Origin of the sequence: Microbispora rosea, from assembly GCF_044460045.1 — a bacterium.
Classification (GTDB): Bacteria; Actinomycetota; Actinomycetes; order Streptosporangiales; family Streptosporangiaceae; genus Microbispora; species Microbispora rosea.
Genome location: NZ_JBITJO010000006.1, coordinates 527,952 through 540,602 on the forward strand (window position 1 = coordinate 527,952; position 12,651 = coordinate 540,602).

Sequence of the window (12,651 nt, forward strand, 5' to 3'; positions counted from 1 at the left end):
GGTCAGCCGAGGAGCTCGCGGGCCTCCTGGATCAGGTCGACGCCGAAGGTCAGCCGGACCGACACCCAGATGATGGCCCCGGCGCAGAGCAGGGTGAGCGCGCTCGCGACGATGCGGACGAACCAGTTCTGCCGCTTCAGCCAGCCGGTCGCCGCCCTGACCTTGTCCTTGGCGAACGCCAGCAGCCGGGACGCCCAGGTGAACTCCGTGGCCAGCACGGCGAGCCCGGCGAAGACCACCAGCCAGCCCGGCCCCGGGAACGGCACCATGATCAGGCCGGTGATCACGAGCGCGGCGCCGACCACCCCGATGACGATCCGCAGCGTCAACCGGCCCGCCGGAGTCGCACGGATCCGGTCGAGCCAGCCCGGCGGATCGGCAGTCCCCTCGTGCTCACCCGTACGACTGTCCTCAGCCGTCGCCACACGGCTCACCCCCATTCGCTGCCCACGATAGCCAGCACGCGACGCGGCGGCGACCGGCGGGTTCACGCGTCCCCGAGGCAGGCGGCGGTCTGCTCGGCGATCTCCAGTTCCTCGTTGGTGGGCACCACCAGCACCGTCACCTCGGCGCCCTCCGGGGAGACCACCCTGGCCTCCGCCGCCTCGGCGGTGTTGCGATCGGGATCGATCTCGATGCCGAGCCTGGTGAGCCCCGTCGTCGCGAGCGCGCGGACACGGGGGCTGTTCTCCCCCACCCCGCCCGTGAAGACGAGGGCGTCCACGTGGCCGAGCGCCGCGTAGTAGGCGCCGATGTAGGCCCGCACGCGGTAGCCGTAGACGTCGAGCGCGAGCCGGGCGTCCTCGTCGCCCGAGTCGGCCAGCCGCCAGACCTCCCGCATGTCGTTGACGCCGCACATGCCGAGCAGGCCGCTCTCCTTGTTGAGCGCCACATCGACACCGGCGAGGTCCATGCCGGCGACCCGGCCGAGGTAGGCGCCCAGAGCCGGGTCGACGTCCCCGGAGCGGGTGCCCATCACCAGCCCGGCGAGCGGGGTGATGCCCATCGAGGTGTCCACGCTGCGCCCGCCCCGCACCGCCGTCGCGCTCGCGCCGTTGCCGAGATGCAGCACGATCGAGTTCACCTCGTCGTACGGCCGGCCGAGCAGCGCGGCCGCCCGGCGGGAGACGTACGCCGTGGAGGTGCCGTGGAAGCCGTAGCGGCGGACACCGAGCTTGCGGGTCCACTCTCGGGGGACGGCGTAGGTGTGCGCGTGGGGCGGAATCGTGCCGTGGAAGGCGGTGTCGAAGACCGCGACGTGCGGCAGACCGGGAAAGGCCCGCCGGGCGACCCGGATCCCCTCCAGGTTCGCCGGATTGTGCAGCGGAGCCAGCGGCGCCATCTCCTCGATGGCCCGCTCGACCTCGTCGTCGATCAGCACGGGCGTGACGAACCTGCTGCCGCCGTGGACGACCCGATGGCCCACGGCGGTCACGCCGTCGAGGGGCGGCCCGTGCTCGGCGAAGGCCGCGAGCACCGCCTTCAGCCCCTCCTCGTGGTCGGCCACCCGGCGCTCGGTCCGTACGCCGTCGTGGGTGAGCACGCTCTCGTCCTCGCCGATGCGCTCGATCAGCCCACCGGCCACGGCCCGCCGCGCCCCCATGTCGATGAGGCGGTACTTGATGGACGACGACCCCGTGTTCAGGACGAGGACCTGCCCGCTCACTCTGTCTCCTCCCGCGCCTGCGCGCTCACTGTGCTTTTCCTCGCGCCTGCGCGCTCACTGTGCTTCCCGTCACGCGTGCACGCTCACTGTGCTTCCCTGTGCGCCTGCGCCTGGATGGCCGTGATCGCGACGGTGTTGACGATGTCGCCCACGGTCGCGCCGCGGGACAGATCGTTGACCGGCTTGCGCAGGCCCTGCAGGACCGGCCCGATCGCGACCGCGCCGGCGCTGCGCTGCACGGCCTTGTAGAGGTTGTTGCCCGTGTTGAGGTCGGGCACCACGAACACCGTCGCCCGGCCGGCCACGGGGCTGCCGGGCATCTTGGTCCGCGCCACGCTCGGCTCGGCCGCGGCGTCATACTGGATCGGGCCCTCGACGGGCAGGTCCGGCCGCAGCTCGCGGACCCGCGCGGTGGCCTCGCGCACCTTGTCCACCTCGGGCCCGGCGCCGGACTCGCCGGTCGAGTACGACAGCATCGCCACCCGCGGCTCGACCCCGAACCTGGCGGCCGTGGTGGCCGACGAGATCGCGATGTCGGCGAGCTGGGCCGCCGTGGGGTCGGGGACGACGGCGCAGTCGCCGTACACCAGGACCCGGTCGGCCAGGCACATGAAGAACACGCTGGACACCACGCCGACGCCCGGCGAGGTCTTGATGATCTCGAACGAGGGCCTGATCGTGTGGGCCGTGGTGTGGGCGGCGCCCGAGACCATGCCGTCGGCAAGCCCGAGGTGGACCATCATCGTGCCGAAGTAGGAGACGTCGGTGACGATGTCGCGGGCCTGCCCGGCCGTCACGCCCTTGTGCGCGCGCAGCCGGGCGTACTCCTCGGCGAACAGCTCGCGCAGCTCCGGGTCGAACGGGCTGACCACGCGGGCGCCGTCGACGGCCAGGCCCATCGTGGCCGCCGCCAGCCGGATCTCCCGCTCGTCGCCCAGCAGGGTCAGCTCGGCGACGCCCCGCCGCAGCAGGCTGTCGGCGGCGCGCAGGATCCGCGGCTCGGCGCCCTCCGGCAGCACGATGTGCCTGCGGTCGGCGCGGGCGCGGTCCAGCAGGTCGTACTCGAACATGAGCGGGGTGATCGCGGCGGCCTTGGTGACCTGCAGGCTGCGCAGCAGCGCCCCGCCGTCGACGTGCTCGGCGAAGACCCCGAGCGCGGTGTCGATCTTGCCCTTGGCGTCGGGGCTGAACCGGCCCTCGGCCTTCGACAGCTTGGTCGCGGTCTCGAACGTGCCGCCGCCGGTCGTGATGATCGGCAGCCGGATGTCCATGCCCTTCAGCAGGCGGACCACCGCGTCGGGCAGCTCCAGCCCGCCGTTGAGGATGATCGCCGACAGGGCGGGGAACGTGGGGGCCTTGTGCGCGGCCAGCAGACCCGGCACCAGCGCGGCGGCCCGGTCGGCGGGGACGACGACCGCCAGGCCCTCGGTGAGGCGCTCCAGGATGTTCGGCAGCGACATCGCGCCGATCATCAGCCCGCCCGTCTCCCGGCCGAGCTGGTCGGCGTCACCGATGAACAGGTCGCCGTCGCAGGCGGCCATCAGGTCGCTGACCGTCGGCGCGGACAGCCGCCGCACCTCCGGCAGGACGTACGCGGGGACGCGGGCGGCGACCTCGTCCACCAGGCCGGGGACGACCCCCGTGACGACCGTCGCCAGCTCGGTGGCGTGCCGCTCGGCCAGTTCCTTGCGCGACATCTCGACCGCCGCGGCGATGTCGTCGGGGGTGCGGTCGAGCCCGGTCACCACGTTCATCACCGGCGTGCCCAGGTTGGCGGCGAGCTCGGCGTTGAACACGAACTCGGTGGGCGCGCCCACGTCGGTGTAGTCGGTACCGATCACCACGACCGCGTCGCACCGCCCGGCGAGCGCCCGGTAGCGGGCCAGGATCTCCCCGGCCGCGCGCTCCTCGTCGGCGTGCACCTCCTCGTAGGTGACGCCGGTGCACATGGCGTACGGCAGGCCGATCCCGAAGCGGCTGCGCACGGTGTTGACCAGGCTGTCCTCGCGGCCCGACCGGACGACCGGCCGGAACACGCCGACCGTGCCCACCTGGCGGGTCAGCAGTTCGATCATGCCGAGGGCGATCGTGCCCTTGTTGCTCCTCGCGTCGCCGGCCGCGACGTAAACCCCGATCGCCATCGCGCAGTCACCCCTGTCCAGGCGCGGCCCGACGGCCCGCCCAGGCAAGGCTATGCGAAGGGCCCTGCGGAGATACCAGTCGAAGGTCACATCCGTAGGGCCTTTCCTCACTGGTCGTACGGTCTCCCAGGCGCTGAAGCGCCCGCGGCCCGCCTGCTCAGGCCGGGAGGCGGGCGAGGATGCCTTCCAGACCGCTGCGCGCCGTGTCCGGGTCGCCGGTGTCGAGGCCGTGCGTGACCTCGTGCCACGGGCCGAGCCGGTGCCACAGCAGTGCCCGTTCCGCGAGCTCCGGGGCGGCGCCGTACTCCGCCGCGACGGCCCGGGCGAACGCCGGCGGGGCGCCGTGGAGCGCCCATGCCAGGTCGAGCGCCGGGTCACCGACGTGCGCGTCGCTGAAGTCGATGACGCCGCTCACCGCGCCGTCCCGCATCAGCACATGCTCGGGCCCGAGGTCGCCATGGACCAGAGAGTGGGCGGGCAACGCGGCCACGGCGTCCAGCAACGTCGAAGCGGCGTCTCGCCGGTCGTCCGGCAGGAGCGGTATGACGCGGGCGCCGAAGTCCTTCACCGTCGCCGCCCGCTCTCTCAGCACTTCCCGCGGCGGCGGCGCACCGCGCCGTACGGCCTCCGTGGGATCTACCGCGTGCAGGGCCCGCAGGAACGCGCCCAGGGTCCGGCCGCCCGCGGCTTCGAAAGTCCCGAGCGGCTCACCGGCGACCATCTCGTGCCGTACGACCAAGGGCTCCTGCCGCAGGACATGAGGGATCGGGACGGGCAGCGGCAGCCGCCGCGCGAGCCACGGCATCAGGCGGGTCTCCATGAGCAGCCGCGCAGCCACCTCCGGCCGCCTGGGACGGCGCTCCACCCACCGCCCGCGGACCAACCGCGCCTGGCTGTCCCATCCCGCCCCGCCCCACTCATCCGACAGTCCCGTCACCGCTCCAATAGATCACCTGTGCGCCGTCCCAGCCCAACCCTTTTCCGGCCCTGGCTTCGGGGCCGGGCGCGGACAGGTCGAACGAATGCATCCCGCGTGATTCACAAGGCTCGAAGCCATTGATCGAGGGCTGCGAAGTCTTCGTCGGTGAGCCCCCTGTATGACTCCACGCGGTGAAGGAGAGCCCGACCGCTATGGCGCGCGGAGACCCAGTCCCTGTCGGCGTCGGTGATCTCGTCGTCTACCCAGGCGAACGGGCGTCCGCCCGCCCGGTTCACCAGGGTCCGGGTCTTCCAGCAGAGCCCGAACCACTGGTCCTCACGTGTGTGGTGGCCGGTCGGCTCCGGCCAGCTCACCACTGGCAGCCGCGGCAGCCCGATCCGGGGCGCTATCTCGGCATTCGCCTCCTCTTCCCAGGTGGTCGCCCAGACGAGTTCGCAGGGCAGCGCTGCCAGCCGACTCCCCACCTCGGAGGTGAGCCGCGCCAGGCGCGAGCCTGGTGAAGCACCCGGCGCTGCGCGTTGCGGGTCCTCGCCGAAGGGAAGAAGCGGTCCGTCGACGTCGAGGAAGAGCAGCGGACGACCGGCATGATCGGTCACGCTGTCTCACCTCGTCTCACGCGAGACCGTCGAGCTCGGCTGCTCGCCGGAGGTCCTTGGGGCGGCCCATGGCCCGCCGCATCCGGATGAGGTCCTCCCGGGACACGTAGTGGACTTCCAGGCCGCCCGGGCCGTGTGCCGTGATCGCCCTGTCGAGGATCTCCGGGACACGCATGTCGCCCCAGGGGAGCGCGGGGGTGCAGCAGTCGCCGCTCGCTCCGGGCGCGGTGAACTGCACTTTGGGACGGAGCAGAGCATCCGGATGAGTCGCCATGGGGGCGCCCGTTTCGTCGGAGAGCCGGGCGTCGACGGACATGAAGGCGGCCGCCAGGGCCGGGGCGTGGACCGGTTCGCCGTCCCAGAGCAGATCCAGATCGCCGGTCAGCTCGGCGGATCCGTGCATGATGCCCGCGACCTGCCCGATCACCACGGCCTGGACGCCGTGGCGGTGGAGGGCTTCGAGCAGGGGAAACGGGTCGAATCCGAGGGCGCCGTCCGTGCCGATCGTGCCGACGTCGTCGTCGGCGTCCTCGTGGCCCAGGCCGGTGCCCGCCCGGTTGAGGGCGAGTTCACGCGTGCGCCGGGCGGCGGCGCGCAGTCGTTCCAGCGGTTCGTCGATCATCGGATTCATGCAACACCCGGCCGCCCTCGGGGCGCACGCGAATTTCCCGCTGAGAACGGTCGGGTCGCTCGCGGACGGTTCGATCATTGCGTCAGGTCATGCGAACGTCACTGACGGTGATGCGCGGAGCCGTCTTCCCAGGTATGCTTCCAGATGCCGCCCCCTGCGAGGGGGAGAGGAAGTGAGCCCGGGCTTACCGCCGGAATTGACGGGAACCCGGGCTTCGCGTTCTCGGGATCATTCCCGGTTTTGCGCGATCATTCGCAGATCACGCGCTCGGTCATGCGCTCGCCGCGCAGCAGACGCCACAACGAGTCATCCCCCGCCTCCGCTCTGGCGACTATTCCCGCGACCACATCGGGCAGCCAGAGGAGTTCCTCGGCGAGAGGATCGCCCCACTGAACATGCATGTCGTGCGGCAGCTCTTGCCGAGCGCGAAGGGCGTTGACCAAGTCAAGGTCCTCTTTGTCGCCTGCGGCGTTCCTACGTTCCATGACCACGTGCCGTATGTCATTGGATGCCAACTGCCACATCAGCCGCTCCAGGCACTCCCGCGTCATGAATCGGAGGACGGGACGGGACCCCGGAGGAGACCCAGGCCGTTCTCGTCGAGACAGGCAAGAGGCCATACGGATGCGCCGCCGAGGTGGCGCATCCGTACGGCCGTTGCCGTGCTATCTCACGAGGCGGTGCAGGTCACCGGCGAGGGGACGGCGTTGGTTCCGTTCCAGCTCGCCTGGAACCCGAACGTGGTGGACGCCCCGGCACCGACCGAGCCGTTGTAGCTCACGTTGGTGACCGTGACGTTCGCTCCGGACTGGCTGACCGTGCCGTTCCAGGACTGGCTGACCGTCTGGCCGTTGGCGAAGGCCCACTTGACGCTCCAGCCGCTGATCGAGGCGCTGCCGGTGTTGTTCACCGTGACCTCGCCCTGGAAGCCGCCCGGCCACTGGTTGACCACCTTGTACGTCGCCGAGCACCCCTTGCCGCCCGACGGGCTCGCCGAGGGCGACGGGCTCGGGGACGGGCTGCGCGAGGGCGACGCCGACGGACTCGGGGACGGCGACGGGGAGGCCGAGGGCGACGCGGACGGGCTCGGGGACGGCGACTTCGACGGAGAAGCGGACGGCGACGGCGACGGGGAGGACCCGCCGGTGCGGTCGCCGTAGATGATGCCCCGGCCGTTGGTGCCGAGGTAGACCCGGCCGTAGATCCGCGGGTCGCCGGTCAGGGCCTCGCCCATGTTGCCGTACTGGTGCTGGTCGTCGTTGATGCGCACCCAGCTCGCGCCGGTGTCGTCGGACCGGAACAAGCCCTGCACGCCATCCACGGTGCCGGCCAGGTAGAGCGCCTGGTAGGTCTTGCCGGGCGCCGCCTTGCCGAAGCCGACGTTGATCGAGCTGCTGACGTTGGACAGCTTGGTGAACGAGGCGCCCGAGTTGGTGGAGTGCCACAGGCCGCCCTCGCCGGCCAGCCAGATCTCACCCTCCTTGCCGGGCAGCGCCTTGAAGTGCACGCCGGTGGTGGGCAGCCCGGTCGCCGCGGTGGCGCTGAAGCTCGCGCCGCCGTTGGTGCTCACGTAGAACTTGCCGCCGGAGAAGGCGTAGAACTTCTGCGCGTTCACACGGTCGGACTCGACGATCGCGCCCGCCGGGACGCCACTGGAGGCGCTCCAGCTGTTGCCGTAGCCGACGGAGTAGACGACCTGGATGCCGGGGTCGCCGGGCGCCCAGACGAAGCGGCTGCCGTCGGCCGCCGCGGCGACCGTGCCGCCGCTGTTGATCCCGCCCGGCTCGGTGCCCTGGAACCAGTTCGCGCCGCCGTCGGTGGAGAACGCCACGTGGCTGTCGTTCGGGCGGTCGGAGTCGGTGAAGTTGCCGGCCCGCACCATCACGCTCGGGTTCGTCTCGGCGTAGTCGAGCGAGGTCGTGGAGGTGAAGACGGGCTGGGTGAACATCATGGACGGCACGGCGTCGAGGTTGGTGTGCCGGAAGCCGCCGATGTCGCCCAGCGCGCTGACCAGCGGGGCGCCGCTCGGCGGACTGATCAGGTCGAGTACGGCGGTCTCCTCCAGGCCCTTCACCATCGGCTTGATCGTGAACTGGCCGCCCGAGTCCCACTTGGTGAGGTCGGTGGTGCCGTAGATCGTCGCGCCGGTGCCGTACATCATCCGGTCGGAGTCGAACGGGTCGATCTCCACCGACTCGTTCATCCAGCCCAGCTTGGGCGTGACCTCCGGCGGCTGGGGGTTGGTCCCGAAGGTCAGCCACGGAGCGGCGGAGATGTCCATCTTGTAGCGGAAGCTGCGGTTCGGGTAGGACGTCCAGTCCCAGATGCGGGTCCAGGTCGCGCCGCTGTCGGTGCTCCTGAAGAAGATCGCGTCGGGCCACCAGGAGACCTGGGTGGCGACCATGATGGTCTTCGGGTTCTGCCGGTCGATCGTCAGGCCGCTGTAGCCGAAGTAGTCGTCGCCGCTGCTGGACGGGATCGGGCTGATCTGGGTCCAGGCGCCGGTGGCGGTGGCATAGCGCCACACGTCGCCCTTGGCGCCGTCGTACGGGCCGCCGGTGTCGCTGGTGGCGATGTAGAGGTAGCCGTTGGCCGTGTCGAGCACGCCCTTGTGGGCGATGTAGCCGGTGGGCTGCCCCGCGACCCGCTCCCACGAGGTGCCGCCGTTGGTGGTGCGGTAGACCGTGTTGCTCTTGTCGGCCACACCCACGTAGATCGTCTGCGTGGCGTTGCCCGATGTGCCGGTGCGCTTGTCGAAGGTCACCCAGACGACGCCCTGGTTGTCGCCGTTGTAGGCGTCCCCGGGGCTGGCGACGTAGTTGCCGACGTTCGGGAAGTTCGTCACCTTCGACCAGCTGGCGCCGGAGTCGGTGCTCCGCCACAGGCCGTTGCCGCTGGGCGCGCCGAAGTAGAGGATGCTGTTCTTGTTCGGGTCCACCGCGAGGCGCTCGCCCATGCCGCGGCCGGGCATGTTCCCGCCCAGCTTGAACGGCAGCGGGCTCACCTGCCAGGTGTCGCCCTTGTTCGACGAGCGCAGGATCGCGCCGTTGTTGGGGTCCCAGCTGTTGGTGTACATGCCGACGGCGGCGTACACCTTGTTGGCGTCCACCGGGTCGGGGACGATGCTGGCCACGCCGTTGTAGCCCCAGTTGGACTGCCCCACCCAGTCGAGCAGCGGCGTCCAGGTCTGGGAGGACTGGTTCCAGCGGTACGCGCCGCCGATGTCGGTGCGCGCATAGATGAGGTCCTTCTGCGCGGGGCTGAAGACGATCCCGGGAACGAATCCGCCCCCGAGGATCTGCACGTTCTTGAACGTGTAGGGGTCGGCGGCCACGGCCGACACAGGGCTCATTCTGATCACGGCCGTGACCAGGGCCACGGCGGCGACCACGAGCAGGGTTGCGAATCTTCGCATGGACGGTTTCCCTCCGAGCACGGACAACCGGCCATGCACGACCAGGCGGGGACCCTGACCGTCCTTCTCCCACGTGCATGGAAATCTGAAGGGAAGATTCACACACCAGCGGAAGCGCCGTCAATAGTTTGGCGTCCAGACAAATTGCAACCGGTTTCACTCCGGCCCGAGCACCCGTTCGCGTGGAACATAATTCTGGTTATGACTACTGCTCTCGTGCTCGGCGGCGGAGGAGTCGCCGGCATCGCCTGGGAAGCGGGGATCGTCACCGGCCTGCGCCGTCTCGGCGTGGACCTGGGGACGGCGGACCGGATCATCGGCACCTCGGCCGGCTCGGTCGTCGGCACACTCGTGGCCACCGATGCCGACCTGGAGGAGGCGATCGCGCACCAGGCCGTGGTGGACACCGGCCCGCCTCCGGCCGTCGACCACATGGACGAGGTGATGCAGGCGTTCGCCATCATGTTCGACCCGACCCTCGACCGGCGGGAGGCCCGGCGCAGGGTCGGCCAGATGGCCCTCGCGGCCAGGGTCGACCACTACGCCGATCGGCTCGCGGCGGTCGGCGAGCGGCTGCCGGTGAAGGAGTGGCCCGAGCGCGAGTTGCTGATCACCAGCGTGGACGCGGCCACCGGCGAGTTCGTCGTATGGGACCGGTCCTCCGGCGCGCCGCTGGTGCTCGCCGTCGCGTCGAGCTGCGCCGTGCCGATGGTCTTCCCGCCCGTGGAGATCAACGGCCGCAGGTACGTGGACGGAGGCGTCCGCTCCGCGACCAACGCCGATCTCGCGGAGGGCGCCCGCGCGCTCGTGGTGCTCGAACCGCTCGGCAACCTCACCCCCCGGGCCGTCCTCGAAGCCGAGATGACGAAGGCGGGGGCGTCCGCGTCGTACGTCGTCCACCCCGACGCGGCGTCCACCGCGGTGTTCGGCGAGAACGTCCTCGACCCGGCCTTGTGGGGGCCGGCCTTCGCGGCGGGGATCGACCAGGCCGCCGTGCTCGCCGAGCCGATCGCCGCCGTCTGGTCCTGACTCCGGATCCGCCCGCCGTACCCGCCGGAACGGCGCCCGACGTCACGCGGGCGGCCGGCGCGGGAACGCTCCCGCGCCGGCCGCCCGAGCCGGGACCGGTTTCTCACCGGCCCTCTTTCTCACCGGCCCTCTTTCTCACCGGCCCTCTTTCTCACCGGGCCCTTTCTCACCGGGCCTCGGTGACCGCCTTACTGACCGCGTTGGGGCCGTCGTACTGCCGGTCCGGAATGCGTTCCAGCGCGTCGATGACGTTGTCGTCCGCGCCATGGTCGCGGGCCGTGCGGATCAGGTCCGACTTGCCGGCCGGATAGTCGACGCCCTTCAGGTGTTTCTGCAGCTGGATCGGGTTCGGTGCGGTCGCCATGACGTGCCTCCCTTCGTCGGTGTTCTCCTGCTCTCCCTCGCCTACCCGGTCACTCCCCCGTCACTCGGGACTCCGCCACGCACGTCCCCTGACGGGCTTTGCAGTGCCTTCACCTGCGGTTTTGTCACGATTGGGTATACGGGGCGGGAGTTTGTGAAACGACGGGACCTGCGGGTAGCTGGCATCGCGTGCCTGATGCCCAATTGCTGGCCGCACAGGATCTGCGGCTCGACGTCAACGTTCTGGACTACGTGATCCTCGCCCTGTACTTCCTCGTGGTGCTGGGAATCGGCTTCGCCGCCAAACGGGCCGTACGGACGAGTCTGGACTTCTTCCTCTCGGGCCGCGCGCTTCCCGCCTGGATCACCGGCCTGGCCTTCATGTCCGCCAACCTCGGCGCGACCGAGGTCCTCGGCATGGCGGCGAACGGCGCGCAGTACGGCGCGATGACCCTGCACTACTACTGGATCGGCGCGGTCCCCGCCATGGTGTTCCTCGGCGTCGTGATGATGCCGTTCTACTACCGGTCCAAGGTGCACAGCGTCCCGGAGTTCATGCGCCGCCGCTTCAACGGGGCGACCCAGCTGCTCAACGCCGGGACCTTCGCCGTCGCGCAGATCCTCATCGCCGGGATCAACCTGTACGCGCTGGCGCTCATCATGGACGCCATGCTCGGCTGGCCGCTGTGGCTGTCCATCCTCGTGTCGGCCGCGATCGTGCTGGCGTACATCACGCTCGGCGGCCTGTCCTCGGCGATCTACAACGAGGTCATGCAGTTCTTCGTGATCGTCGCCGGGCTCGTACCTGTGGTGATCATCGGACTGACGCGGGTCGGCGGCTTCTCCGGCCTCGGCGAGAAGGTCAAGCAGAGCGTGCTCGGCGAGGGCGGGCTGCACACCTGGGCGCACACCGCCGGCACCGACAACCCGCTCAACGCGAACTGGATCGGCCTGGTCTTCGGTCTCGGCTTCGTGCTGTCCTTCGGCTACTGGACCACGAACTTCGCCGAGGTGCAGCGCGCGCTGTCGGCCCGCAACACCAACGCCGCGCGGCTGACCCCGATCGTCGCGGCCTACCCGAAGCTCGTGATCCCGATCGTCACCGTCATCCCCGGCCTGGTCGCGGTGGTGCTGTTCGGCAACCTCGGCAAGGACGGCGGGCCGACGTACAACGAGGCGATCCCGCTGCTCATGAACGAGTTCCTGCCCAACGGTGTGCTCGGCGTCGCGGTGACCGGCCTGCTCGCGTCGTTCATGGCCGGCATGGCCGCCAACATCAGCGGCTTCAACACGGTCTTCACGCAGGACATCTGGAAGGCGCACGTCAACGGCGACCACCCCGACGAGTGGTACGTGCGGCTCGGCCGGATCGCCACCGTGGTCGGCGTCCTCGCCGGAATCGGCACGGCGTTCATCGCCGCCGGGTTCGGCAACATCATGAACTACCTGCAGTCGCTGTTCTCGTTCTTCAACGCCCCGCTGTTCGCGACGTTCATCATCGGCCTGTTCTGGCGGCGGATGACCGCCTGGGCGGGTTTCTGGGGCCTGCTGAGCGGCACGGTCTGCGCCTTCGCCTCGTACATCCTCTACAAGGCGGGCGTGTTCGACTTCGGCACCGAGCTGAACGCGAGCTTCTGGGGCGCCGGCATCGCCTTCGTGGTCGACGCGATCGTCTCCGTCGTGGTCACGCTCGCCACCACCCCCAAGCCGGAGAGCGAGCTGCGCGGGCTCGTCTACGGCCTGAGCGACGCGTCCGTCTCCGACGACGCGCTGGCGGGAGACGCCGCCTGGTACCGCTCCCCCGTGATCCTCGGCGCCGGGGCGGTCGTGCTCGCCGCGGCGTTCTACCTGCCCTTCCTGTAGGAGGTTT

The 12,651-nt window shown here is 70.4% G+C and carries 11 protein-coding genes; 2 read left to right on the top strand and 9 right to left on the bottom strand.

Annotation, left to right across the window (positions count from 1 at the left end; genetic code table 11):
• Nucleotides 1–2: 2 nt before the first annotated feature.
• The 8 genes from ACIBK1_RS27265 to ACIBK1_RS27300 form a co-directional block, all read right to left on the bottom strand.
• On the bottom strand, nt 3–425 hold the full coding sequence (locus ACIBK1_RS27265) for a TIGR02611 family protein (RefSeq protein WP_231513901.1): 423 nt from the start codon (nt 423–425) through the stop codon (nt 3–5).
• Nucleotides 426–487: 62 nt separating this feature from the next.
• A complete protein-coding gene (locus tag ACIBK1_RS27270; protein ID WP_030508275.1) occupies nt 488–1,666 on the bottom strand; it encodes an acetate/propionate family kinase in 1,179 nt (392 codons plus the stop codon).
• Between the two features lie 83 nt (nt 1,667–1,749).
• The gene (gene pta, locus ACIBK1_RS27275) at nt 1,750–3,807 is read right to left on the bottom strand and encodes a phosphate acetyltransferase (protein WP_396738548.1); all 2,058 of its coding nucleotides are present in this window, start codon (nt 3,805–3,807) and stop codon (nt 1,750–1,752) included.
• Nucleotides 3,808–3,964: 157 nt separating this feature from the next.
• Nucleotides 3,965–4,744, bottom strand: a complete 780-nt coding sequence (locus tag ACIBK1_RS27280; RefSeq protein WP_396721061.1) for a phosphotransferase — start codon at nt 4,742–4,744, stop codon at nt 3,965–3,967.
• Nucleotides 4,745–4,845: 101 nt separating this feature from the next.
• Complete coding sequence (locus tag ACIBK1_RS27285) at nt 4,846–5,343, bottom strand: HAD domain-containing protein (protein ID WP_396738550.1); 498 nt, start codon at nt 5,341–5,343, stop codon at nt 4,846–4,848.
• Between the two features lie 16 nt (nt 5,344–5,359).
• Nucleotides 5,360–5,965, bottom strand: a complete 606-nt coding sequence (locus ACIBK1_RS27290; protein ID WP_396738552.1) for a hypothetical protein — start codon at nt 5,963–5,965, stop codon at nt 5,360–5,362.
• Between the two features lie 257 nt (nt 5,966–6,222).
• Entirely contained in the window at nt 6,223–6,525 is a 303-nt protein-coding gene (locus ACIBK1_RS27295; protein ID WP_396738554.1) for a hypothetical protein, read from the bottom strand.
• 119 nt (nt 6,526–6,644) lie between these two features.
• The gene (locus ACIBK1_RS27300) at nt 6,645–9,389 is read right to left on the bottom strand and encodes a cellulose binding domain-containing protein (protein ID WP_396738556.1); all 2,745 of its coding nucleotides are present in this window, start codon (nt 9,387–9,389) and stop codon (nt 6,645–6,647) included.
• 201 nt (nt 9,390–9,590) lie between these two features.
• On the opposite strand from ACIBK1_RS27300, the gene ACIBK1_RS27305 reads away from it, so the two are divergent.
• Nucleotides 9,591–10,418, top strand: a complete 828-nt coding sequence (locus ACIBK1_RS27305) for a patatin-like phospholipase family protein (protein ID WP_396738558.1) — start codon at nt 9,591–9,593, stop codon at nt 10,416–10,418.
• A gap of 166 nt (nt 10,419–10,584) precedes the next feature.
• Here ACIBK1_RS27305 and ACIBK1_RS27310 read toward each other — a convergent pair whose 3' ends face one another.
• The gene (locus ACIBK1_RS27310) at nt 10,585–10,782 is read right to left on the bottom strand and encodes a DUF2795 domain-containing protein (RefSeq protein ID WP_076431748.1); all 198 of its coding nucleotides are present in this window, start codon (nt 10,780–10,782) and stop codon (nt 10,585–10,587) included.
• Nucleotides 10,783–10,970: 188 nt separating this feature from the next.
• On the opposite strand from ACIBK1_RS27310, the gene ACIBK1_RS27315 reads away from it, so the two are divergent.
• The gene (locus ACIBK1_RS27315) at nt 10,971–12,644 is read left to right on the top strand and encodes a sodium:solute symporter family protein (protein WP_231513903.1); all 1,674 of its coding nucleotides are present in this window, start codon (nt 10,971–10,973) and stop codon (nt 12,642–12,644) included.
• Nucleotides 12,645–12,651: the final 7 nt, after the last annotated feature.